The organism is Afipia massiliensis, assembly GCF_001006325.2.
GTDB lineage: Bacteria > Pseudomonadota > Alphaproteobacteria > Rhizobiales > Xanthobacteraceae > Afipia > Afipia massiliensis_A.
The window spans coordinates 3,749,635-3,772,209 of the sequence record NZ_LBIA02000001.1; the positions used below are offsets into that span (position 1 = coordinate 3,749,635).

Sequence of the window (22,575 nt, forward strand, 5' to 3'; positions counted from 1 at the left end):
TCGCTCCCTTTGTGCTGTTTGTTTGATCAGGCCTGAGGACGAACAGCATTCATCGTCAGCAATTCGTAGGTCGCTGCAGATTCGTCCTTGTCGGTCAGAATTTCAACGTCCCAGCGCACTTCGCCGTACTGTTTGTTGCGGGGTATTTTCTCTTTCGCGGTGAGCCGCACCTTGATGGTCTCACCAGGCTGGATCGGTTTGATGAAGCGAAGTGAATCGAGGCCGTAGTTCGCGAGCACCGGACCGGGATCGGGATCGACGAACAGGCCAGCAGCGAACGACAGCAAAAGGTAGCCGTGCGCGACACGCCCGGGAAAGAACGGATGGCCCTTGGTGGCTTCCTCGTCCATGTGGGCATAGAACGTGTCGCCCGTGAAATGGGCGAAATGTTCGATGTCCTCCAGCGTGATGGTGCGCTCCTTCGAATAGAACGTCTGTCCGACGTCCAGATCCTCGAAATGAAACCGGAACGGATGCCGGTCTTTTTCGATCACAGATGCGCCCTTCATCCAGCTTCCGGTGATGCCCGTCAGCATCGCCGGTGAGCCCTGCAGCGCGGTGCGTTGCATGTAATGATGCACGCTGCGCACCCCGCCCAGTTCCTCGCCGCCGCCTGCGCGGCCGGGACCACCATGGACCATCTGCGGCATCGGTGAGCCGTGACCGGTCTGCTCCTTGGCGCAGTCGCGATCGATCATCACGAGACGTCCGTGGAAGCTACCGACGCCAAACACAAGCTCCGACGCCACCTTCGGATCGTGGGTATAAACTGAAGCGACCAGACTGCCGCCGCCGCGATTGGTGAGCGCAATGGCTTGTTCGAGATCGCCGTAACCCATCACGGTGCAGACCGGGCCGAAGGCCTCGACCGAATGAACATTCGTCGCGCGAATAGGATCGGCACAATGCAGCAGCAGGGGCGGAAGGAACGCGCCACGCGTGACATCAGCTCCCTGAATGTCGAAATTGTCGGGATCGCCTGCGACAAGCTGCGCTTCGGTCCGCAACGTCTTCACGTGAGCAAGGACATCGCGGCGCTGATCAAGGCCGACCACGGGGCCCATGCGAACGGTTTCCAGTTCAGGATTTCCGATGGCCACCTTCGCGAGCCGTTCGCGCAGGGCGTCGATGACGGCCTCTACACTGGCGGACGGCGCAAGCGCGCGGCGGATCGCCGTGCACTTCTGCCCGGCCTTCACCGTCATCTCCTTGGCGACTTCCTTGACGAACAGGTCGAACTCCGGCGTGCCGGGCTTGGCGTCCGGCGCGAGAATTGCAGCATTAAGCGAATCCCGCTCGGCGATGAAACGGACGGCTTCCCGCGCGATCACCGGATGCCGCTGAAGCTTCTCGGATGTATCGGCGGAGCCGGTGAACGAGACAACGTCCTGGCAGGTGAGGTGATCGAACAAGTCGCCGGTGCTGCCGACGACAAACTGAAACGCGCCTTCGGGAAGAATTCCGGACTCGGCGATCATGCGCGCGAGCGCGTGTGCAACGTAGGATGTCACAGTTGCGGGCTTTGAGACGACCGGAACGCCCGCAAGCAGCGCGGGTGCAAGTTTCTCAAGCAATCCCCAGCATGGGAAATTGAAGGCATTGATGTGAACTGCGGCGCCATGCAGCGAGGTGACAATGTGCTGGCCTGCGAATGTGCCACCTTTGCCCATCGGCTCCACCGCGCCGTCCAGCAGGAAAGTGGAATTCGGAAGTTCGCGGCGGCCCTTGCCGGCGTAGACGAACAGCGTGCCGATGCCGCCATCGACATCGATCAGGTTATCGGTCCGCGTCGCGCCGGTCTGGAACGACAGCTTGTAAAGCTGGTCTTTGCGCTCCGTCAGATACTGCGCAAGCTTCTTGAGCAGATCCGCGCGCTGGTGGAATGTCAGCTTGCGTAGATTCTTGCCGCCGACATTGCGGGCATATGCGAGGACGCTGTGCATATCCAGCCCGCCGCTTGTTGCTTCTGCGACCACATCGCCGGTGACGGCGCTGCGCACTTCGACGAGGTCGCGCCCGGGTGCGGCCCATTGTCCATTGACGTAGCTGTCGAGTTTCATGCGATCACTTCGATGTTGGGTGCGGGCAGCACCGGTTGAGAAATGAGTCTATTCCGCTGCTGCGGTGCGTTTGGACGCCTTTGACGGTTGCTTGAGAACATTACGAGCGCCGTCAACGATCAGCCTGGTCACGAGATCGGCGTATTCCGCGCGGCTGACCGATCCGGTGCTTTTGAACCAGAGGTAATGCCAGTTGACCATGCCGAACAGCGACATGGTCACCGGTGTCAGCATTTTGGTTCCCTTGAGGTGAGGCGCGACGCCGACGACGGCCGATGAAAAGATGGTGACGAGATCGCGCTCCATCCTTTTAAGCTCGGTCTGACGCTCCTGAGGCAGAAACCGCATGCTGCTGATTTGAACGTTGTGCTGGGAATCGGCATCCCGGTAGGCTTCCAGCAGTGCTGCAACCAGTCCGCGCAAACGCGCCTCGGGCGGCGCGCCCGGATCGTCTGCGGTTTCGACGACTTCCAGCAACTCTTCAAGATGGAAGCGGATGACGTCAAACAGCAGACCTTCCTTGTCCTTGTAGTAATGATAGAGATTGGCCTTGGACACGCCGCAGGCTTCGGCGATCTTGTTCATCGACGCGCGGTCGTAGCCGTGCGCCGAGAAAAGCTCCGCCGAGCGATCGAGGATCGCCTGTCGTTTGTCGTCGTAGTCGTTGGCGCGGCTGCGTGCCATGAGTCTTTGCTATTCCTTGGTTATTCTTTTGGCCGGCGATCGATAATGCGTGTGGCCTTGCCGACGGAGCGTTCGATGCTTCCCGGATCGAGAACCGTGACGAGGGCCGTGATGCCGATGGTGTCTTTCACCGATTGCACCAATTGCTTCGTCGCAGCCTCGCGTGCGGGAAAGCTGGCTTCCGGCCGCGCTTCAACCTGGATTTCCATGTTGTCCATGCGGCCGTCGCGTGTGAGCACAAGCTGATAGTGCAGGGAGAGATCGTGAATGCTGAGAAGCTTTTCCTCGATCTGAGTAGGGAATACGTTAACGCCGCGAATGATCATCATGTCGTCGGAGCGTCCGGTGACTTTTTCCATCCGGCGCAGCGATCGCGCGGTGCCGGGCAGCAGCCGTGTCAGATCGCGCGTCCGGTAACGGATCACGGGCATCGCTTCCTTGGTCAGCGACGTGAAAACCAGTTCGCCTTTCTCACCATCGGGCAGCACTTCGCCAGTCGCAGGATTGATGACCTCGGGATAGAAATGGTCTTCCCAGATGTGAAGGCCGTCTTTGGTTTCGACGCATTCGCTGGCGACGCCCGGGCCCATCACCTCGGACAGCCCATAGATATCGACGGCGTGAAGATCGAAGGCCTCTTCGATTTCCTCACGCATGGCGTTGGTCCATGGCTCGGCGCCGAAAATGCCGATACGCAGCGATGATTTCCGCGGGTCGAGACCCTGTTTCCTGAATTCATCGAGGATCGCCAGCATGTAGGACGGCGTCACCATGATGACTTCGGGTTTGAAGTCGTTGATGAGTTGGACCTGACGCTCGGTCATGCCACCCGAGATGGGAATCACGGTGCAACCCAGACGCTCTGCGCCGTAATGCGCGCCGAGGCCGCCGGTAAACAGGCCATAACCATAGGCGATATGGACCTTCATGCCGGCACGGCCGCCCGCAGCGCGGATCGAGCGTGCGACCACGTCGCTCCAGGTTTCGATGTCGCGCTTGGTGTAGCCGACAACGGTTGGCTTGCCGGTCGTTCCTGACGACGCATGGATGCGCGCAACATCCTTTTCGGGTACGGCAAACATGCCGAAGGGATAGTTGTCCCGCAGATCGGTTTTGATGGTGAAAGGAAACTTCGCCAGATCTGGTAGATCCTTGAACGAATCCGGGGTGACGCCAGCGGCATCGAACTTCGCGCGGTAGTGCGGCACGTTCTGATACGCGTGACGGAGCGACCAGGCCAGCCGCTCGCGCTGAAGCGCGCGGATGTCGTCGCGGGAGGCGATCTCGTAACGATCGAGTTCCGTCGGTTCGGGCGTCAGCCGGTCGAGCTTGCGTAGCGGTATCTGAAGCAACGTTCTCTCCCAATCCTACTTGTTGTCTTGCGGCTGGTTGTCGAGCAACTGGCCCGAGATCGTCCGCGAATGTCCGCGAAATTCGGCGATGACCTTGTTGCTGCTGTCGCGGACCGTAACATCGTAAATGCCGCCGCGCCCGGCGCGTGTGCGTTCGACGGCGTGCGCGGTGAGCGTTTCGCCCTCGCGGACCGGCTGGAGAAACGTCACCGCGCATTGCTGCGCGACCGTGCGCTGGTCATAGGTGTTGCATGCGAACGCAAACGTAGAGTCGGCGAGGGTGAAGATGAAGCCGCCGTGGCAGATGCCGTGACCGTTGGTCATCTCCTTGCGGATGGTCATCGAGAGAACGGCTTCACCCGGCGCAATCCGCTGAAGGCTCATGCCGAGTCCCTGACTGGCCCGGTCGTCCTGCCACATCTTGTTGGCGCAAGCCTGGGCCAGCGCATGCGGATCTTTGTTGCCGGCAACTGCGTCCATCACATGCCTCCGACAAAACGAGGCGCACGTTTTTCGAGGAATGCGTTCACGCCTTCCGCGAAATCCGGAGCACGGCCTGCTGCCCCTTGAAGATCGCGTTCAAGATCGAGCTGTTGGTCGAGCGTATTCGTCTCTGACGCGTCGAGCGCTTGCTTGGTGAGCGTCAGTGCGCCGGTCGGCTGCTTGGCGAGATGAGCGGCGAGGCGGTGTGCTTCCGCCATCAGGCCTGCATCGTCCACCACCTTCCAGATCATGCCCCAGGCCTCTGCCTGTTCGGCGGTGACAGGTTCGGCCAGCATCGAGAGGGCACGAGCGCGCGCACTCCCTGCAAGCCGTGGCAGGAACCATGTGCCGCCGCAGTCCGGGACAAGGGCGATCTTGGAAAAGGCCTGAATGAATTTGGCGGAACGGGCGGCCAACACGATATCGCAGGCAAACGCAATATTGGCGCCGCCGCCGGCAGCCACGCCATTCACCGCGCAGACGATAGGAAGCGGCAGTTTTCGCAATCGGCGAATGAAAGGATTGTAGTGCCGATCCAGCGTGACGGTGAGATCCGGCTTCTGGCCGGGGGTGAAATCCACTTCCGACAAATCCTGTCCGGCGCAGAACCCGCGTCCCGCGCCTGTGAGGATCAATGCACGGCATGCCTTGTCGGATTCCGCATCGGTCAATGCCGCATCCATCGCGGCATGCACGCTTGCGTTGAACGAGTTGAGGCTGTCAGGCCTGTTGAGCGTGATGACGCGATATCCGTCGCGGATCTCGGTCAGGACCACATCCTTGTCCACAGCGTCCTCCCAATCGGCCTGTTTCTGTCAGCCGTTGGAAAGCATATTACTATTGACCAACCGTTCGGTCAATTATATTGATGAGATCAGAAGCGCATCAGATCACATGGGACAATTCGCCGATGTGACGAACAAGATGCGCCGGGCAAGCTCTCCAAAAAACGGGCGCCCATCATTCAGGGAGGAAACCATGAAGCCGACTTCAGCATTGAAACTTTTATTGGCCGCCGGTGCAGCCGGATTGGCGTTCAGCAGTTCCGCATTCGCGCAGCAGACCGTCAAGATCGGTTCCGTCCTTTCGGTGACGGGTCCGGCTTCGTTCCTCGGCGAGCCTGAAGATAAAACGCTGCGGATGTATGTCGACAAGATCAACGCGGCTGGCGGGGTCAACGGCAAGAAAATCGAACTCATCGTCTATGACGACGGCGGCGACGCCAACAAGGCGCGCACGTTCGCCACGCGTTTGATCGAGGACGACAAGGTTATTGCAATGGCGGGTGGCTCGACCACCGGAACAACCATGGCGATGATCCCGGTTTTCGAGGAAGCACAGGTTCCGTTTATTTCGTTCGGCGGTGCTGTCGAAATCATCGACCCGGTCCGCAAGTATGTCTTCAAGACGCCGCACACCGACAAGATGGCGTGCGAAAAGATTTTCGAGAATCTGAAGGAGCGCAAGCTCACGAACATCGCCATGATCTCGGGCACCGACGGCTTTGGCGCTTCGATGAAGGCCCAGTGCACCAAGGTTGCGCCGAACTACGGTATCAAGATCGTCACCGAGGAAAGCTACGGTCCGCGCGACAGCGACATGACCGGCCAGCTCACCAAGATCAAGAACACCGCAGGCGTTCAGGCCATCGTCAATCCTGGCTTCGGGCAGGGACCTGCGATCGTCACTCGCAATTACGCGCAGCTCGGCATGACCGCGACGCCGCTGTATCAGAGCCACGGCGTGGCCTCGAAGAGCTTCATCGACCTCGCGGGCGCCGCTGCTGACGGCATCCGCCTGCCGGCAGCCGCGCTGCTGGTCGGTGACAAGCTGCCGGACAGCGATCCGCAGAAGAAGGTCGTCGTGGATTACAAGAAGACTTACGAGGACACCGCGAAGAGCCCGGTCTCGACCTTCGGCGGCCATGCCTATGACGGTCTGTACATCCTGATCGACGCCATGAAGCGCGCCGGTTCAAACGACCCGAAGAAGATCCGTGACGAAATCGAAAAGACCAAGGGCTTTGTCGGCACCGGCGGCATTGTGAACATGACGCCGACAGACCATCTTGGCCTCGATCTCTCCGCGTTCCGCATGCTGGAAATCAAGGGCGGCGACTGGTCGCTGATCAAGCCGGGCTCGTAAACCCGCCGCGTATGTATTGATGCTCCCGGATGGTTCGGATTGCTCCGTCCGGGAGCACCATCTCTCTGCCTGAATGAATTGTATCGCCGGGAACGGCAGCCCTCGGCTGCCATCGTCGTTCGTGGAGCGTGAATGCCAGAGTTTGTCCAATTTCTTGTTTCCGGACTGACCGTGGGCGCGGTGTACGCTCTGGTCGCTCTCGGCTTCACGCTTGTCTACAATGCATCCGACGTCGTCAATTTCGCCCAGGGCGAGTTTGTGATGCTGGGCGGCATGGTGACGGTGTTCGCCGCTGCCGCCGGCGTTCCGCTTCCGCTCGCAGCGCTTCTTGCGGTGTGCGTGGCTGTCGTCGTCGGTCTTTTGTTGTACTGGCTCGCCATCGAGCCTGCACGCGATGCATCGCCAGTCACGCTGATCATCATCACAATCGGCGCCTCGATCTTGTTGCGTGGCGTGGCGCAGGTCCTGTTCGACAAGCAGTTTCACAAGCTTCCGAGCATCTCCGGCGACACGCCGGTCAATCTGCTCGGTGCGGCCATCCAGCCGCAGAGCTTCTGGGTCCTCGGCGGAACGGGCGTGATCGTGCTTCTGCTGTATGTGTTTCTGGAGCGCACCGTGCTCGGAAAGGCTGTGCTCGCGACCGCTGCGAACAAGCTTGCAGCGCGCTTGGTTGGTATCAACACGGCGACCGTCATGGCGCTGGCGTTCGGAGGATCTGCTGCCATCGGCGCGGTCGCCGGCGTCCTGATCACGCCGATCACGCTGACGAGCTACGATGTGGGAACATTGCTCGCATTGAAGGGATTTGCGGCTGCGATGCTCGGCGGCATGGGTAATCCGCTTGGCGCGGTCGCAGGCGGATTGCTGCTTGGCCTGCTTGAAGCGTTCGGGGTCGGTTACATCAGTTCGACCTACAAGGACGCCTTTGCCTTCATCGTTATCCTTCTCGTCCTGTTCGCCATGCCGCAAGGCCTGTTTGGCCGGCGGACCGTGGAAAGGGTCTGAGCGGTGCTGCAGAAGATCGGCCATCGTTATCTGACATTGATTGTGCTCGCGGCAATCGTCGCTGCGTTGCCGCTGATATTTCCGTCGAGCTACTACTTCCGCGTGGCGTCGCTGGTCTGGGTCTCCGCCTTCGCGGCCATCGGCCTCAACATTCTGATGGGATCGGCTGGGCAGGTCAGCCTCGGCCATGCCGGCTTCTTCGGAATTGGCGCTTATGCCGTCGCTATCGGACCAGCGCATCTCGGAATTCCGACATGGGCTGCGCTTCTGATCGGCTGCGTGCTTTCTTCGGTACTGGCCTATCTCGTCGGTCGTCCGATCCTCAAGCTCAAGGGCCACTATCTTGCTATCGCCACGCTTGGCCTCGGTGTGCTGGTGGCGCTGGTCATCACCACGGAGGGCCGCTGGACCGGCGGCCCGGACGGCATGCCAGTGGCGAAGCTCACGCTGTTCGGCTGGCGCGTCAGTGGCTCGGACACGTGGTACTGGATCTCGGGCGGACTTCTGCTGCTGGGAACATGGATCGCCCTCAACCTGAACAATACGCCGACCGGACGCGCCTTTCGCGCGCTCCATGACAGCGAGGTTGCGGCCAGGGTCGCCGGTATCGACGTCGCACGCTTCAAGCTGCAGGCATTCGTCATTGCCGCCGCATACGCATCGATCGCCGGGTCCGTGCTCGCGCTGATGAACGGCTTCACCAACCCCGATCAGGCGGGTTTCCTGCACTCCGTGGAAATGGTGACAATGGTGGTGCTCGGCGGCCTTGGATCGGTCGTCGGGAGCATCGTGGGCGCAGCGGTGCTGATCACGCTGCCGCAAGTTCTCACCGTCTTTCAGGAATACGAGCATCTGCTGCTCGGCTTCCTCATCATCGTGTCGATGATCTTCATGCGCGACGGAATCGTCCCGACGCTTTCGCGCGTGCTGGCGAAGAGGACACAGTCATGACGATCCTCGCGGCCAAGGACATCGGCATTTCGTTCGGAGGCATCAAGGCGATTGATGGCGTCAGCTTTAGCGTCAGCCCGGGACAGATTCTGTCCATCATCGGACCGAACGGAGCGGGCAAGACAACGCTTTTCAACGTCGTTTCCGGTGTGTATGCGCAAGATCAAGGGCGGGTCGAACTGTCCGGCGAAGACGTCACCGGATTGACCCCGGACAAGCTTGCCGCGCGCGGCCTGTCGCGTACCTTCCAGAACCTCCAGATATTCCAGCGCATGACCGCGGCGGAAAACGTCATGGTCGGCCGTCATCTGCGCGAGCGCTGCAATCTTCTCGCGGATATGTTTCGGCTGCCGTCGGTGACGCGGCAGAACAGTGAGACGCGTGATGCGGCGCTGACCTTGCTCGACGATGTCGGCTTGCACGGCAGCGCCGATGTTCCGGCGGGTTCGCTGTCGTATGGAGCCTGCAAGCGCCTTGAGATTGCCCGCGCACTCGCCGCCGAACCGCGCGTGCTTCTGCTCGACGAGCCGGCTGCCGGATGCAACGCGGTGGAGACCGAGGAAATCGATCATCTCATTCGCCGCGTAGCAGCCAAGGGCATCGCAGTGGTGTTGGTCGAACATGACATGAAACTCGTCATGAAGATTTCCGACCACATCCTTGTATTGAACCGTGGCAAGCCGATCGCGGAAGGCGCGCCTCGTGAGGTGCGCGACAATCCAGCCGTGCTTGAAGCCTATCTCGGCAAACACGGTGCAAAGGAGGCGGCCCGTGCTTGAAGTCGCCAATCTTCGCAGCGCCTATGGCCGCATCGAGGTTCTGCACGGCGTGAACCTCAACGTCCGCTCGGGTGAGGTCGTGGCGCTAATCGGCTCGAACGGCGCGGGAAAGACCACGCTGCTTCGGGCGCTGTCCGGCGTTCAGCCGATCACCGCCGGCGAGATCAGCTTTTTGGGTGATCGAATCGAGCGTCTCCCGCCGCACCGGCGGGTGGAGCGCGGCATGACACAATCGCCGGAAGGACGTCAGGTTTTCGGACCGCTGAGCGTCGAAGACAATCTGCGTCTCGGGGCCTACATGCGCCGCGACAAGGATATCGACAGCGACCGGGATCGTGTTTTCGAGATGTTCCCGGTTCTGGCGGAGAAGCGGAAGCTTCTGGCGGGAGGATTGTCCGGCGGCCAGCAACAAATGCTTGCGATCGGACGCGCCTTGATGGGTAAACCGAAGTTGCTTCTTCTGGACGAGCCGTCGCTAGGTCTGTCGCCCACGCTGGTCGACCAGATCCTTGCCGCCATCGTCGATCTTCGGAGCAATGGCGTCACCGTGTTGCTGGTCGAGCAGAACGCCAGCGCAGCTCTTGAAATTGCCGACCGCGGTTACGTGCTGGAAACAGGCAAGGTGGCTTTTGAAGGTGCCGGCGCGACGCTCCTGTCAGATCCGAAAGTGAAGGCCGCGTATCTCGGCGCGGCCTAGCACCCATTAACTTCGCGATGGCTCGATAACCGTTCTCTGCTCCGCCGGCATCGAGACGGAATCTGCCTCGGCGTCTTCGCTCACCGGAGCGCGTCCGAACCACGCATAAAGTGCTGGCAGCACAAAGAGCGTCAGCAGCGTCGCGCTGATGAGGCCTCCGATGACGACGGTCGCAATCGGCCGTTGAACCTCCGCTCCGGTTCCGGTTGCCAGCGCCATCGGGACAAATCCGAGCGATGCGACCAGCGCGGTCATGGCAACGGGACGAAGCCGGGTGAGGGCGCCGACAAAGATTGCGTCTGTCTTCTCGTACCCCTTCGCCATCAACTGCTTGATGTAGGTCAACATCACCAGGCCGTTGAGGACGGCGACGCCGGACAGGGCGATGAACCCGACTGCGGCCGAGACCGAAAACGGAATTCCCCGCAGCCACAGCGCGACAACGCCGCCGGTCAGCGCCAACGGCACGGCGCTGAAGACCATGAGTGCATCCCGCGCTGTGCCGAGTGCCCCCATGAGCAACAGGAAGATCAGGACGAAGCAAACCGGAACCACGATGAGAAGTTTCGCGCGCGCCGCCGCGAGGTTCTCGAACTGGCCGCCCCAGGACATCCAGTAGCCGGACGGCAGGGTCACGGCGCTCTCGATCTGCGACCGGGCGTCGTTCACGACGGTGGCGATGTCGCGGTCCCGTACATTGGCGGTGACGACAACGCGGCGCTTGCCGTTCTCGCGGCTGATCTGATTGGGGCCTTCGCTGATCTTGAAGGTTGCCAGTTGCCCCAGCGGTACGGTCAATGGCGTGACGCCTGCCATCGGCAGTGAGACCGGAAGATTTTTCAGGGCATCGAGATCGCCGCGGATGTCCTCCGGCAGCCGGACCACGATGTCGAAACTGCGGTCTCCTTCAAACACGGCTCCGGCGGCTCGCCCGCCGATGGCGGTGCCGATCACATCCTGAACTGCTGCAAGGCTAAGGCCGCGCCGCGCGATCTCCATCTTGTCCACGGTGATATCCAGCACCGACAGGCCGCTGACCTGTTCGATTCTAACGTCGGTTGCGCCCTTGGTTTTCTTCAGGATGTTTGCAATCTGTCCCGCGCTGCGCAACATCGGTTCGAACTCGTCGCCGAAAACCTTCACGGCAAGATCGCCGCGAACACCGGCCAGCAGTTCGTTGAAACGCATCTGGATTGGCTGGGTGAATTCGTAATTGTTGCCGGGCAGCTCGCGCACGGCGTCTTCGATCTGCTCAAGCAGAGCAGCCTTGGTCAATTTTGGATCGGGCCATTGGTCCTGCGGCTTGAGAATAATGAAGGTATCCGAGGTGTTGGGCGGCATCGGATCGGACGCGACTTCGGCGGTGCCGGTCTTGGAGAACACGTAGGAGACTTGCGGGAACGCGCTAATTGCTTTCTCGACGTCAAGTTGCATCGTCTGCGATTGCGTCAGGCTGGTGCTGGGAATCCGCAGCGCGTGCATGGCGATGTTCTTTTCGTCCAGCGTCGGGATGAATTCCTGACCGAGCCGAGAAAACAGCAGCAAGGCTCCGACGAACAGGACCAGTCCGGTCGCAACAGCAGGAGCAGGCCGTTTGATGGCGCGCTTGAGCAGCGGTGCGTAAGACGCCTTAAGGCTGCGCACGAGCCGGCTGTCGGATTCCGTCACCCGGCCGGTCACCGCGATGGCGATCAGCGCAGGAACGAAGGTGAGGGACAGCACGAAGGCCGAGACGAGCGCAAGGATGACCGTCAAGGCCATCGGTTCGAACATCTTTCCCTCAACGCCGCTGAACGTCAGCAGCGGGACATAAACCAGGATGATGATCGCCTGACCGTAGACGCTGGGGGCGATCATCTCTTCGGCTGATGTTTTCACAACCGCGAGACGCTCGGGCAGCGACAGTGTCCGGCCGGCGGCGGTCTGCTTTTCGGCCAGGTGACGCAGCGCGTTCTCGGTAATGATGACCGCGCCGTCGACGATCAGGCCGAAATCGAGCGCGCCGAGGCTCATGAGGTTCGCGCTGATCCGGCCTTGCAGCATCCCGAAGGCCGTCATCAGCATCGCCAGCGGAATAACGAGAGCGGTGATAAATGCTGCGCGGAAGTTGCCGAGCAGCAGGAACAGGACGGCGATGACGAGCAGGGCGCCTTCGCCCAGATTCCAGGCCACTGTGGTGATCGTCGCATCGACGAGCTGCGTGCGGTTGAGAACTGTTTCGACAGTCACGCCGGCAGGCAGCGTACGGCGGATGTCCTGCATTTTGGCATCGACCGCGGCGGAGACCGTTCGGCTGTTGCTCCCGATCAGCATGAGAGCCGTTCCGACGACCACCTCATGCCCATCGCGGCTGGCGCTGCCGGTGCGGATTTCACCTCCGATCGTCACGTCCGCGACATCGCGAATCCGTACAGGAACCGCGCCGCGGGTGATGATGGTCACGTCGCCGATGTCGGCGATCTTTTCCAGACGGCCGCCGGTCCGGACCGCGATGCCTTCGCCGTTACGGTCGATGGTGCTGGCCCCGCGGCTGATATTGTTCACCTCAATGGCGCGCACGACGTCGCCGAACGAAAGACCCAGCGCGATCAGCTTCGCAGGGTCCGGCTTGACCTGAAACTGCTTGATGAACCCGCCGATGGCGTCAACGCCCGCCACACCGGGCACGGTTTTGATCTGCGGGCGGATGATCCAGTCCTGCACCGTTCGCAGATATGCGCCGCGCTCGATGTCGGTTTTCAGCAGTTCGCCTTCTGTGGTCAGGAACGAGCCGTCTGCCTGCCAGCCCGACTTGCCGTCGCCAGATTTCGCGCCGAGCGAAACTGTCCACATGTAGATTTCGCCAAGACCAGTGGAGATCGGCCCCATCTTCGGATCGGCGCCGGGCGGCAGGCTGGCGCGTACGTCGATCAGCCGCTCGTTGATCTGCTGCCGCGCGAAGTAAATGTCGGTCTTCTCATTGAAGATCGCCGTGACCTGCGAAAATCCATTGCGTGACAGCGACCGTGTGGTTTGCAGTCCGGCGATGCCGGCCAGTGCGGTCTCGATACGGAACGTGACCTGCTTTTCGATCTCCACCGGCGACAGCGCCGGCGCCGTGGTGTTGATCTGCACCTGCTTGTTGGTGATGTCGGGCACTGCATCGACAGGAAGACGCGTGAGCGACCACGCGCCCAGAGCGACGAAGCCAAGACTGAGCAGGACGACGATCCAGCGATGCTGGATGGATAGATCGAGAATGCGCTTGATCATGATGATTGCCTTAATGCTGATGCTCGGTGTCGCCTTTGCCGAGATCGGCCTTCAAGACGAAGGTGTTGGCGGTCGCGATCCGGTCGCCGGGAGACAGGCCGGAGATCACCTCGAATGATTTGCTGTCTTCGCGGCCCGTGATGATCTTGCGGGGCTCGAAGCCTTCCGAAGTGCGGACGAAGACGGCGCTTTGGCCCTCCACGGTCTGCACGGCGCTTTTCGGCACCACGATGCCCGCTTTAATCTGCTGGAACGGAATGTGAGCGGTCACGAACATTCCCGGCCGCAGGACATGGGAAGGATTGTCGACCGAGGCGACGACGCGCGCCAGACGAGTGTCCTTGTCGAGCAGCGGGCTGACGAACATGATTGTCGCGGGCAGAGGCTCCGCGCCGGAACCGGTTTCGACGCTGATCTGCTGTCCCTCCCTGACCACGGCAATATCCGCCGCAGGCAGCGCCAGTTCGGCCCACACCACGCGCGAGTCGACGATCACGAACAGTTCGCTTTCCTGACCTTCGCGACCCACCAGGGATCCGAGATCGACGCGGCGCTCGGCGATCCGGCCGCTCATCGGCGCACGCAGTTCCTGCAGCCTCAGGCTTTCGACCGGTTGCTTGGGCAGCGCTGCAATCTGGTCACCGGTCAGGCCCAGCGCAAAGAGCTTCTGGCGTGCGACATCGAACTTGATCCGCATGTCTTCGTACAGGGTCTTCGCACGCAGGAAATCATTCTCGCTGCTGACCTTGGACTCGAAAAGACTCTTCGAGCGAGTGAACAGCGTTTCCTGAAGTTCAAATGCGACACGCGCGGCGAGGTACTCGCTTTTGGCGTCGGCAACCTCACGGCTTTCGATAATCGCCAGAACGTCGCCCTCACGGACAGTATCTCCGAGCCGTTTGCGCAACTCCGCGACGGTGCCGAGCAATCGCACGGAGACCTTGGCGAAATGCTCGCCACTAGGGACGATGGTACCCGGTACGGCGATGCGTTTGCTCAAGATCCCGGCGGTCACCTCCCGGATCGCGAAGTTTCCGGCTGCGATCTGACGCTCGCTGAGCTTCAGGCCGGCTTCTTCATGATGCTCATGTTGCTCGGACTTGCTTTGCGCCTTTGGAGATTCATGCGCGTGTGCGGCGGTGAGAAAAATGCTCGCGAGTGCGCCAAGAGCGCCGCCTGCGACACGTAATCGAAGTCTGGTCATTGTTAAAATCCCGCGAGCGGTCAGGCTCGAGCCACGATCAATTCAACGAATTGCTGTGCCTGCGAAAGTTGATGCAGACAGGCTGTCGCGCAGCCTGCGGGGCTGCGGACATGCCAACGGGCCTGTCGGCCCTCGGGATTTAGGCGCGGGGTGGTTTGAAAAGGGGCAGGCCGGCAAGCGACGGCGGCGTCTGTTCCCGGCCGATGCGCGGCGCTTGATGGCTGATGTCAGCAGGAAGACTCACGGCAGAGGCCGGTTGCCCGGTGACGTGGTTCAGGCAATGGTCGCAATGCGCGGGCATCTTCTGATCTGGCGTATCGGGCGGGGTGCCCGCGTCGAAATCCAGCGTGATCGCCGTAGGATTCGAGCCCGCAAAGGCCAGATCGCAGCTTCCGCAATGGATCAGCGATGCCAGCAGGCCAAGCATCAACGCCAGAACCAGCGACAGACGGCGTCGCCGTCCATTGCGTCCTGAGCTGAAGCCCGCATCGAGTTGAAGACCGCTGGTCATGTTCTATCAGTAGATTTTCTGTCGGGCCTTTTCAAGGCCGGTTAGACGGCCCGATCGGGGACCAGCGCGCACGCCGTGACCGGACTGGTCACGATCTGGATGGTTGTGTGCTGAATGCCGAAATCTTCATTCAAATGATGCGTCGCCTCCACCAGGAAGGCATCGCCCGGATGGCCGGACGGCATGACCAGATGGCAGGTCAGCGCAACCTCGGTCGTGCTCATTGGCCAAATATGAAGATCGCAGACCTCCGTCACGCCCGGACGCTGTTCAAGGTAACGGCGGACTGCGGCGGGATCGATGGTTGACGGCACCGCGCCAAGCGACATCGCGGTGCTATCGCGCAGAAGTCCCCATGTGCCCCACACGATGACCGCGACGATCGCAAGGCTTGTGAGAGCGTCGATCCACAGCCAGCCGGTGAACATGATAACCAATGCGGCAATGACGACGCCGGCCGAAACCGCAGCGTCAGCCGCCATGTGCAGGTAGGCGCCCTGGATATTGAGATCGCTCTTGCGGCCGGAGGCGAACAGCAAGGCTGTGAATCCGTTGATGACGATCCCGATGGCCGCGACAATCATGACGGTCACTTCCGCGACCGGCTCGGGATTGAACAATCGCAGCACGGCCTGCCAGCCGATCGCGCCGACCGCGATCAGCAGGAAGACCGCATTGAACAGCGCAGCCAGGATCGAGGATCCGCGCAGACCATAGGTGTAGCGCTCAGAAGGCGGCCGCTTCGACAGGATGACCGCGATCCAGGCGACGATCAGTCCCAGGACGTCAGAGAGGTTATGCCCGGCATCCGCGATCAGGGCTGTCGAATTGCTGATGTAGCCGTAGACCGCTTCGATAACGATGAAGATCGTGTTGAGCACGATGCCGACCGCGAAGGCCATCCCGAAATTCGCAGGCGCGTGCACGTGTCCGCCGGGCCCATGATCATGTCCATCGGCATGGCCGTGATGCTGACGATCAGCATGGTCGTGAGCGGCGTGATGCGAGTGCGTCATGCGGTTCCCATACAGGGCGGCGCCCGAAGCGCCGGTTGCTGCAAGGGATATGCGTCATCCGGAAACCGAATACTATCACAGCGGGGAAGCAATTAGAGAGCGTCGATGGCGCTCGGGGTCTTACTGGAACGGCTTCACACCCGCGACGGCGCGCGATCGGGCAACGGTGGCTGTGATGTTTTCAGCAAGCAGGCGGGCGAGGCAGGAGTAGCCCCAGTCGTTCATATGTAAGCCATCTGCGGTGATGAACCGGTCGAACGCGATGGCCTGATCTTCATGCCAGTGCCGCATGGCCACGTAACGCCGAAACAGCGGGACATGCGTTTGCTTTGCGACATAAGCGATCAGCCCGACCATTTCGCTGACCGCCGGCTTGGCGTTCACGCGCGGTGCGAACTGCGGGTCGATCAGCAGCACGTCCGCGCCGCTTTTCTTGATGCGCGAGATCCCGGCCTGCAACACGTTCGCAGTCTCGGGGATGTTCCCGTCGCGAAGCACGGTATTTGTGCCGAGTTGCCAGATCACCAGATCCGGCTTGGGCTCGAGAACCGCATCCATCCGCGCCATCATCGAGTTCGCGTCTTCGCCGTTGATGCCCTGGTTGATGACGGTCACACGCGTTTCCGGAAACCTTTGACGCAACTCGCGCTCAAGGCGGCTGGGATATGAGAACGCCGGCGTGCTGGCGCCTGCACCGCCGGTCGAGGAAGAACCGACAGCGACAATCGTGACGGGATCGTGCGCTTCCAGACGTTTGGCGACGCGCGCGAGCGGAGCATCGAGCTGCGAGAGCGACTTCGCCTGCACGCAGGGCTGAGTCTTGAAAACGCTGTTCAGATCGTCGGATGCGGAAGAACTGGTTTTCGCCTGTTCTGCGTGCGACGCAGCGGGGCATACGACAAGTGCCGAGATGCCAAGCGCAAGCGCACCAACGCTGGCGGCGATCGTCGAAGCCGTTTTCCGGCTGGGCGAGGGGCTGAGCATCAAAAAGCGAACCCTGGCGTAGCGGCCATCGAGGGTCCGCGTCGATCAACACCTAACGAAATTTACCACCGTATTCAATGCGCCCTTCGGAGGTAGGGAACTCATGCTTAATCAAAATCATCCGCCAAAACAGCAGGTTGAGTTCATGTTCCGCGTGCTGCGATGCACAAGGGCGTGAATGGGGCACCGTTTTTTGGTTGTCAGAGGGTCTTGCCGAGCAGCGCACTCAATCCGTTCCAGATGATCTGAATGCCGATACAAAACAGGATGAAGGCCGAGAGCCGCATCACGACGTCCGTTCCGCGCGCGCCGAGAAACATGATGATGCGATCGGCGAAGCGATAACTGACGAAGATCGTAATGGCGATGGCCGCCAGACCGGCCACGGCTGCGCCTCCGAGCATTGCCAGGTGCGTGAGATCGTCGGCAGCCATTGGCCGTTGGCTTCCCAGCGTGACTGCAACGGAAATCGAGCCGGGTCCGACCGTCAGCGGCATGGTCAACGGATAGAACGCATCGATCGTAGGGCCGGTATCGACCTTTGGGTTATTCAGGTCCGGCTCTTCAGGGGCATGGAGCAGACGCCACCCAAACGCCGCGACCACGAGGCCACCGGCGACCCGGACGACGGGCAGGGTGATCCCGAAGAACTCGAGCACATGAGAGCCGATGAACAGCGAGCCGAGCAAAAGGAAGAAACTGTTGCGCGCTACGCTCCGGGCGAGAACGCTGCGCTCGGCTGTGGTGCGTCCGCGAGTCATTCGCAGGAACAGCGGCGCGCTGCCGATCGGGTTGACGATCGGAAACAGCGCGGCATAGACCAGCAGAAATGCGTTGATGATGTTTTGCACGACGTCCGTCCCGGCAGCACCTGGCCCGATCACCAATTTCGAACAGAGATCGCGGATGTTTGCAACTCGGACGGACGGTCCGAATTCGTCGAACGTCTCTCCGAACAGCGACCGTCTATGAAGCGCTCGTGTTTGGCGGGCGGTCTTGATACCGTGCTGACGGAAGCAACGACGGTCGATTCATGTTACGCAAACTGGCTGTAATTACTCTGACGGCTCTGATCGGAAGTCCGCCATCTACGCTGCATGCGGAGCCGGTCCCGATTACCTGCACGATCCTGCCGGGTGCGGAATCGGCAAGCGTGTTGCTGACCAACTCGCTCAGCTATGCCGCGTCATGTCAGGCGAACTGCAAATTCTCGACTGCCGTGTACGACGATAATCCTCAGATCATCTGCGCAAAGCCGGTGCCGGCCGGCAAGCAAGTCGAGATGTGCATACTCAAGGCTGCGGGCAACAAGCTCGTCAAACTTGTCGAAGCGACCGCTGATTGCAAAAAACCCAGAGCGGCCGCGTCTGGAATCAACTTGCAGAAACGATGAAAGCCCCGCGATGCGGGAGCTTTCATATGATGCGGCTAGCGGCCGAAGAACAGCCAAAGCAGGATGATGATCGGGATCGGCACGCCGATCAGCCACAACAATAGTCCGCGTCCCATTTTCGCCTCCATGTCAACCTCAGGACATGGAGAACGTCGAAGCGATGCGCTTGTTCCAACAATAAGGTCTGACGCGACCGCGGAAGATCACCAATGTCCGGTGTTCGGCATTGAGCTCCAGGGTTCTTTCGGTGCGAGCGCGTCGCCCTTCTGCAAGAGCTCGATGGAATGCAGATCGGGTGACCGGATGAATGCCATCTGGCCGTCGCGCGGCGGACGATTGATGGTGATGCCGAGCTTCATCAGCCGGTCGCAGGTCGCATAGATATCGTCGACCTCATAGGCGAGATGTCCGAAGTAGCGATCCTCGCCATACGTTTCTTCATCCCAGTTATAGGTCAGTTCGACCAGCGGCGCGCCGCGCCCCTTGACCTGCTTGAGCAGGTGCTCGTCTTCGGCGGCGCACAGAAACACCAGCGTAAATCGGCCTTTCTCGCTCTCGGTGCGGCGGACTTCCTTCAGCCCGAGCGCGTCGCTGTAGAACTTGAGCGCAGTGTCGAGGTTGCGGACGCGCAGCATGGTGTGGAGGTAACGCATGGTTCTTATCCTTCTTCGGACATTGCCGGAGTTTGATGTCGTCAAGCGAGAGTGGCGATCAAATAGCAGCAAAAGGAATCGGATGGAGCGGAACTTTTATGCTGCGTCGCCGTTGTCTTTCACAACTTCGAGATGATGGAGGCGTTTTTTGAACGAGGTTGACCGGGTTATCCATACCTTCGGGATGATGCGTAACTTGAGCGAAGACGCGCTACGCGAAGCCAGAGAGAGTCTCGGCAGTTACATCGAAACGCTTACGTCCGCCGGAGAAACCGATCCACAACGCCTGGCGGTGTATGGCTTGGCTTATCTCCGTAATCGTCATGACGGCTCCTCGCCAAAATTCACGGGCTGCTGACGTTTTCAGGCGGCCACTAGCCCTATGACAGTGGATAAGAAACCGCGTCAACTGGCGAGATGTGGTCCTTCTTGGTACCTCCGTGAGCATTCAACGGAGACGACCATGCAAAAAGTAGATCTGGATTCGATGTCGATCGACGATCTGGCGAAGCTGCGCGATCAGGCGAGCGAAAAGCTTGCGGAGAAGGTTGCCGCACGCCAGCTTGAACTCGCCGCAGAGATGGAAAAGCTCGCGGCGTTCGGTGGCGGCAAGAAGGCCAAGGCTATTGTGCCAAAGAAAGACCTGAAGGATGTCAAGGAAGCCCTGAAGCCGCAGCTTCAGGAGGCATCGAAGCCGCAGGCGACCAAGGCAGCCTGAGGCGCAACGATCCGTGATCGATGCCCAATGGGGGCTTCGCGCCCCCATTTTTGTTGAGCTATACTTCGCGCGAACCCATCATTCAGGCGCGCCAGATGATTGCATCCGATCTTCGCAGCGGAATCGAAATGCTCGGCGACATGATCGCCGAGGCACGCACAATCGTGCCGTTCACCGGCGCCGGCATTTCCACGGAATGCGGTATTCCCGATTTCCGCTCGCCGGGTGGTTTGTGGACACGCAACAGGCCTATTCCGTTCGACGAGTTCGTCGCGAGTCAGGAGGCGAGGGACGAATCCTGGCGGCGGCGATTTGCGATGGAGTCGAGCCTTGCAGCGGCGCGGCCGGGGCGGGGGCACCGGGCGTTGGCTTCATTGTATAAGGCGGGCAAGGTACCCGCGATCGTGACGCAGAACATCGACAACCTGCATCAGGCTTCGGGTTTTTCCGCCGAACATGTCGTGGAACTGCATGGCAACACCACTTACGCCCGGTGCATCGGATGCGGAACGCGCTTCGAGATTGCCTGGGTCAAGGAACGCTTTGATCCTAAAGGTATTGCGCCGTCGTGCACGGCATGCGGCGAGCCGGTAAAGTCAGCGACGATCTCCTTCGGCCAATCGATGCCGGAAGAGGAAATGCGCCGCGCAACGGAACTCGCGCAGCACTGCGATCTGTTCCTCGCGATCGGATCGTCACTGGTGGTATGGCCTGCAGCCGGTTTTCCGGTATTGGCGCGGAACTGCGGAGCCAGGCTGGTGATCATCAACAATGAGCCGACGGATCAAGATGATATCGCCGATCTGGTGATCCGCTACGACATCGGCGAAACACTCGGACCGTTCGTCAGGAATTGACCAGTGGAGTGGATTTGACATTCGCGCCCCACTCAGCCGGGAATCTGCAACGCGAATGTCAAATCCAAAACTCCACTGGAAACTTATATTTGCTAGTGGTCCTTTGATTCTCACATTCGCAAAAATGTCGGCAGAGACGGGATGCGAATGTGAGAATCGGACCACTAGCTCAATCGATTCGCATCGTTCAAGGCTGTTCATAGGTCGCTGCTGTTTTCTTTTTTGTCTTTCAGCCCTGTTCCGGAGTGTTATCGTTCAATTAAGGATTCGCATTGCTTCGTTTTGATTCGTCACGATGAGAAATGCGAGCTTCGTTGCATAACGTACTTGGTCATGCCGGTGGGGCTGACTGCAGATTTTGTTGGGGTCCGGGAGTCATGGGTTCGGACGCATTTGAGTCCAAGAAGGCAGGCGGTTCGCTGATGGGGGCTGGACCCGACAGGTTCGCTCCGAGCGATTTGGCTGCCGACAGCTTCGCAGCCGCTGATGGAGCGGCCGTCAACCTCGTCGAGATTTCCGGCGTCATCAAATGGTTCGACGCCTCCAAGGGTTACGGCTTCATCGTCCCCGACAATGGCTCGCCCGATGTGCTGCTCCACGTCACGGTCCTGCGCCGCGACGGCTATCAGACCGCCTATGAAGGGGCGCGACTGGTCTGCGAATGCGTGCAGCGCCAGAAGGGCTATCAGGCCTTCCGCATTGTCTCGATGGACGAGTCGACGGCCATCCATCCGGCGCAGATGCTCCCGGCGCGGACTCATGTCAGCGTCACCCCGACAAGCGGGCTGGAGCGGGCGCAGGTCAAATGGTTCAACCGGCTTCGCGGCTTCGGCTTCCTTAGCTGCGGCGAGGGAACGCCGGATATTTTCGTGCACATGGAAACCCTTCGCCGGTACGGCATGACCGAACTGCGTCCCGGCCAGTACGTGCTGGTCCGCTTCGGGCCCGGTTCCAAGGGCATGATGGCGGCTGAGATCCAGCCCGAGACCGGCGCGCCAGGACTGTCTTCACACTAATCCGAGGCCGGCAGTACTGCCGCCTTCGCGCTGGTCTGTCCCGACCACATCCACGTGATCCTCCAACGAGGCCAGACCGGTGTCTGGCCTTTGCCATGATTGCCGCGCTAGGGTGCAGTGGTCATTGGTTCAGGACATTGCTCGCGAATGCTGTTTGGTCGTCTGCCGAAATCCCCAAATCTGAAAACGAATATCCGGATCGTCTTCGCGGCGGCGATCGCATTCCTTGGGGCTGCGGCGAGCAACGTCTCCGCCGCCGAGATGCAGCCTCTGGAGATCGTCACCAAATCCGGCGTGCATGTGTTTACGGTTGAGGTGGCGAAGACCGAGCAGGAGCGGGCCACCGGCCTGATGTATCGCAGAGAGTTGCCCGAGGGGCGGGGCATGCTGTTCGATTTTTCCCCGGAGCAGCCTGTCTCGATGTGGATGAAAAACACCTTCATCCCGCTCGACATGATTTTCATCCGGAGCGATGGCCGGATCCTGCGGATCGCGGAAAACACCGAACCTCATTCGGAGAAGATTATTTCGTCCGGAGGACTGGCCAAGGGTGTACTTGAGGTGATCGGGGGCACCGCCCGGAAGCACGGAATTCAGGCCGGTGACCGGGTTGCCCATCCGTTGTTTGGAACCCGGTGAACGCGCGTTGGGCGAGCCGCAGCAGGACACGCCGCAGCATCGTCAAAATCATATAATATTCAATGATTTAGTTGGTCGGGGCACGAGGATTCGAACCTCGGACCTGCAGTACCCAAAACTGCCGCGCTACCAGGCTACGCTATACCCCGATGAATGCAGTCGATACACGCTTCGCA

Annotated in this window: 23 protein-coding genes and 1 tRNA gene; 11 read left to right on the forward strand and 13 right to left on the reverse strand. The window is 60.4% G+C overall.

Features of this window, described 5'->3' with window-relative positions:
- Window positions 1-26: 26 nt before the first annotated feature.
- From paaZ to paaG, 5 genes are read right to left on the reverse strand one after another with little or no spacing between them, the layout of a single operon-like run.
- Window positions 27-2,060 (reverse strand): phenylacetic acid degradation bifunctional protein PaaZ, encoded by a 2,034-nt coding sequence (gene paaZ / locus YH63_RS18155; protein WP_046826393.1) that lies wholly within the window; start codon window positions 2,058-2,060, stop codon window positions 27-29.
- 48 nt (window positions 2,061-2,108) lie between these two features.
- A complete protein-coding gene (locus YH63_RS18160) occupies window positions 2,109-2,744 on the reverse strand; it encodes a TetR/AcrR family transcriptional regulator (protein ID WP_046826392.1) in 636 nt (211 codons plus the stop codon).
- Window positions 2,745-2,764: 20 nt separating this feature from the next.
- Complete coding sequence (paaK, locus tag YH63_RS18165; protein ID WP_046826391.1) at window positions 2,765-4,096, reverse strand: phenylacetate--CoA ligase PaaK; 1,332 nt, start codon at window positions 4,094-4,096, stop codon at window positions 2,765-2,767.
- Window positions 4,097-4,111: 15 nt separating this feature from the next.
- A complete protein-coding gene (gene paaI / locus YH63_RS18170) occupies window positions 4,112-4,576 on the reverse strand; it encodes a hydroxyphenylacetyl-CoA thioesterase PaaI (protein WP_046826390.1) in 465 nt (154 codons plus the stop codon).
- Window positions 4,576-5,367: a 2-(1,2-epoxy-1,2-dihydrophenyl)acetyl-CoA isomerase PaaG gene (gene paaG / locus YH63_RS18175; RefSeq protein WP_046826389.1), complete on the reverse strand. Its 792-nt coding sequence runs from the start codon at window positions 5,365-5,367 to the stop codon at window positions 4,576-4,578. Before paaG ends, paaI begins: the two co-directional genes overlap by 1 nt.
- 190 nt (window positions 5,368-5,557) lie before the next feature.
- Here paaG and YH63_RS18180 point away from each other — a divergent pair, with 190 nt between their 5' ends.
- The 5 genes from YH63_RS18180 (at window position 5,558) to YH63_RS18200 (ending at window position 10,156) form a co-directional block, all read left to right on the forward strand.
- On the forward strand, window positions 5,558-6,724 hold the full coding sequence (locus YH63_RS18180; RefSeq protein ID WP_046829414.1) for an ABC transporter substrate-binding protein: 1,167 nt from the start codon (window positions 5,558-5,560) through the stop codon (window positions 6,722-6,724).
- A 132-nt stretch (window positions 6,725-6,856) separates the two neighbouring features.
- Complete coding sequence (locus YH63_RS18185; protein WP_046826388.1) at window positions 6,857-7,729, forward strand: branched-chain amino acid ABC transporter permease; 873 nt, start codon at window positions 6,857-6,859, stop codon at window positions 7,727-7,729.
- Between the two features lie 3 nt (window positions 7,730-7,732).
- On the forward strand, window positions 7,733-8,680 hold the full coding sequence (locus YH63_RS18190) for a branched-chain amino acid ABC transporter permease (protein WP_046826387.1): 948 nt from the start codon (window positions 7,733-7,735) through the stop codon (window positions 8,678-8,680).
- Window positions 8,677-9,459, forward strand: a complete 783-nt coding sequence (locus YH63_RS18195; protein ID WP_046826386.1) for an ABC transporter ATP-binding protein — start codon at window positions 8,677-8,679, stop codon at window positions 9,457-9,459. Before YH63_RS18190 ends, YH63_RS18195 begins: the two co-directional genes overlap by 4 nt.
- Window positions 9,452-10,156 (forward strand): ABC transporter ATP-binding protein, encoded by a 705-nt coding sequence (locus tag YH63_RS18200; protein WP_137325241.1) that lies wholly within the window; start codon window positions 9,452-9,454, stop codon window positions 10,154-10,156. The genes YH63_RS18195 and YH63_RS18200 overlap by 8 nt, the downstream gene beginning before the upstream one ends.
- A gap of 6 nt (window positions 10,157-10,162) precedes the next feature.
- On the opposite strand, the gene YH63_RS18205 is transcribed toward YH63_RS18200, so the two are convergent.
- The 6 genes from YH63_RS18205 to YH63_RS18230 form a co-directional block, all read right to left on the reverse strand.
- The gene (locus YH63_RS18205; RefSeq protein WP_046826384.1) at window positions 10,163-13,408 is read right to left on the reverse strand and encodes an efflux RND transporter permease subunit; all 3,246 of its coding nucleotides are present in this window, start codon (window positions 13,406-13,408) and stop codon (window positions 10,163-10,165) included.
- Window positions 13,409-13,418: 10 nt separating this feature from the next.
- Window positions 13,419-14,612: an efflux RND transporter periplasmic adaptor subunit gene (locus tag YH63_RS18210; protein WP_046826383.1), complete on the reverse strand. Its 1,194-nt coding sequence runs from the start codon at window positions 14,610-14,612 to the stop codon at window positions 13,419-13,421.
- 139 nt (window positions 14,613-14,751) lie between these two features.
- Window positions 14,752-15,123, reverse strand: a complete 372-nt coding sequence (locus tag YH63_RS18215) for a hypothetical protein (RefSeq protein ID WP_046826382.1) — start codon at window positions 15,121-15,123, stop codon at window positions 14,752-14,754.
- 41 nt (window positions 15,124-15,164) lie between these two features.
- On the reverse strand, window positions 15,165-16,139 hold the full coding sequence (locus YH63_RS18220; protein WP_170978711.1) for a cation diffusion facilitator family transporter: 975 nt from the start codon (window positions 16,137-16,139) through the stop codon (window positions 15,165-15,167).
- A gap of 120 nt (window positions 16,140-16,259) precedes the next feature.
- Window positions 16,260-17,123, reverse strand: a complete 864-nt coding sequence (locus YH63_RS18225; RefSeq protein ID WP_046826381.1) for an SGNH/GDSL hydrolase family protein — start codon at window positions 17,121-17,123, stop codon at window positions 16,260-16,262.
- A gap of 200 nt (window positions 17,124-17,323) precedes the next feature.
- Window positions 17,324-17,974 carry a MarC family protein gene (locus tag YH63_RS18230; RefSeq protein ID WP_083992687.1) on the reverse strand — a complete coding sequence of 217 codons (651 nt, stop codon included), beginning with the start codon at window positions 17,972-17,974 and terminating at the stop codon, window positions 17,324-17,326.
- 182 nt (window positions 17,975-18,156) lie between these two features.
- Between YH63_RS18230 and YH63_RS18235 the strand changes: the two genes are divergently transcribed.
- On the forward strand, window positions 18,157-18,516 hold the full coding sequence (locus tag YH63_RS18235; protein ID WP_046826380.1) for a hypothetical protein: 360 nt from the start codon (window positions 18,157-18,159) through the stop codon (window positions 18,514-18,516).
- A gap of 203 nt (window positions 18,517-18,719) precedes the next feature.
- Here YH63_RS18235 and YH63_RS18240 read toward each other — a convergent pair whose 3' ends face one another.
- Window positions 18,720-19,169, reverse strand: coding sequence for a VOC family protein (locus tag YH63_RS18240; RefSeq protein ID WP_046826379.1), 450 nt, complete (start codon window positions 19,167-19,169; stop codon window positions 18,720-18,722).
- A gap of 148 nt (window positions 19,170-19,317) precedes the next feature.
- On the opposite strand from YH63_RS18240, the gene YH63_RS18245 reads away from it, so the two are divergent.
- From YH63_RS18245 to YH63_RS18265, 5 genes are all read left to right on the forward strand, one after another.
- Complete coding sequence (locus YH63_RS18245) at window positions 19,318-19,527, forward strand: hypothetical protein (protein WP_083992525.1); 210 nt, start codon at window positions 19,318-19,320, stop codon at window positions 19,525-19,527.
- A 105-nt stretch (window positions 19,528-19,632) separates the two neighbouring features.
- Entirely contained in the window at window positions 19,633-19,887 is a 255-nt protein-coding gene (locus YH63_RS18250) for a hypothetical protein (RefSeq protein ID WP_046826378.1), read from the forward strand.
- 95 nt (window positions 19,888-19,982) lie between these two features.
- Entirely contained in the window at window positions 19,983-20,744 is a 762-nt protein-coding gene (locus YH63_RS18255) for an SIR2 family NAD-dependent protein deacylase (RefSeq protein ID WP_046829411.1), read from the forward strand.
- A 377-nt stretch (window positions 20,745-21,121) separates the two neighbouring features.
- Entirely contained in the window at window positions 21,122-21,760 is a 639-nt protein-coding gene (locus YH63_RS18260) for a cold-shock protein (RefSeq protein ID WP_046826377.1), read from the forward strand.
- Window positions 21,761-21,907: 147 nt separating this feature from the next.
- Window positions 21,908-22,399: a DUF192 domain-containing protein gene (locus YH63_RS18265; RefSeq protein WP_046826376.1), complete on the forward strand. Its 492-nt coding sequence runs from the start codon at window positions 21,908-21,910 to the stop codon at window positions 22,397-22,399.
- A 72-nt stretch (window positions 22,400-22,471) separates the two neighbouring features.
- Here YH63_RS18265 and YH63_RS18270 read toward each other — a convergent pair.
- A tRNA-Pro gene (locus tag YH63_RS18270) sits at window positions 22,472-22,548 on the reverse strand.
- Between the last annotated feature and the right edge of the window lie 27 nt (window positions 22,549-22,575).

Coding starts and splice junctions, on each gene's coding strand:
- paaZ (WP_046826393.1), bottom strand. CDS start 2,060: ATGAAACTCGACAGCTACGTCAATGGACAATGGGCCGCACCCGGGCGC.
- YH63_RS18160 (WP_046826392.1), bottom strand. CDS start 2,744: ATGGCACGCAGCCGCGCCAACGACTACGACGACAAACGACAGGCGATC.
- paaI (WP_046826390.1), bottom strand. CDS start 4,576: ATGGACGCAGTTGCCGGCAACAAAGATCCGCATGCGCTGGCCCAGGCT.
- YH63_RS18180 (WP_046829414.1), top strand. CDS start 5,558: ATGAAGCCGACTTCAGCATTGAAACTTTTATTGGCCGCCGGTGCAGCC.
- YH63_RS18185 (WP_046826388.1), top strand. CDS start 6,857: ATGCCAGAGTTTGTCCAATTTCTTGTTTCCGGACTGACCGTGGGCGCG.
- YH63_RS18195 (WP_046826386.1), top strand. CDS start 8,677: ATGACGATCCTCGCGGCCAAGGACATCGGCATTTCGTTCGGAGGCATC.
- YH63_RS18205 (WP_046826384.1), bottom strand. CDS start 13,408: ATGATCAAGCGCATTCTCGATCTATCCATCCAGCATCGCTGGATCGTC.
- YH63_RS18210 (WP_046826383.1), bottom strand. CDS start 14,612: ATGACCAGACTTCGATTACGTGTCGCAGGCGGCGCTCTTGGCGCACTC.
- YH63_RS18215 (WP_046826382.1), bottom strand. CDS start 15,123: ATGACCAGCGGTCTTCAACTCGATGCGGGCTTCAGCTCAGGACGCAAT.
- YH63_RS18220 (WP_170978711.1), bottom strand. CDS start 16,139: ATGACGCACTCGCATCACGCCGCTCACGACCATGCTGATCGTCAGCAT.
- YH63_RS18225 (WP_046826381.1), bottom strand. CDS start 17,123: ATGCTCAGCCCCTCGCCCAGCCGGAAAACGGCTTCGACGATCGCCGCC.
- YH63_RS18235 (WP_046826380.1), top strand. CDS start 18,157: ATGTTACGCAAACTGGCTGTAATTACTCTGACGGCTCTGATCGGAAGT.
- YH63_RS18240 (WP_046826379.1), bottom strand. CDS start 19,169: ATGCGTTACCTCCACACCATGCTGCGCGTCCGCAACCTCGACACTGCG.
- YH63_RS18250 (WP_046826378.1), top strand. CDS start 19,633: ATGCAAAAAGTAGATCTGGATTCGATGTCGATCGACGATCTGGCGAAG.
- YH63_RS18255 (WP_046829411.1), top strand. CDS start 19,983: ATGATTGCATCCGATCTTCGCAGCGGAATCGAAATGCTCGGCGACATG.
- YH63_RS18260 (WP_046826377.1), top strand. CDS start 21,122: ATGGGTTCGGACGCATTTGAGTCCAAGAAGGCAGGCGGTTCGCTGATG.
- YH63_RS18265 (WP_046826376.1), top strand. CDS start 21,908: ATGCTGTTTGGTCGTCTGCCGAAATCCCCAAATCTGAAAACGAATATC.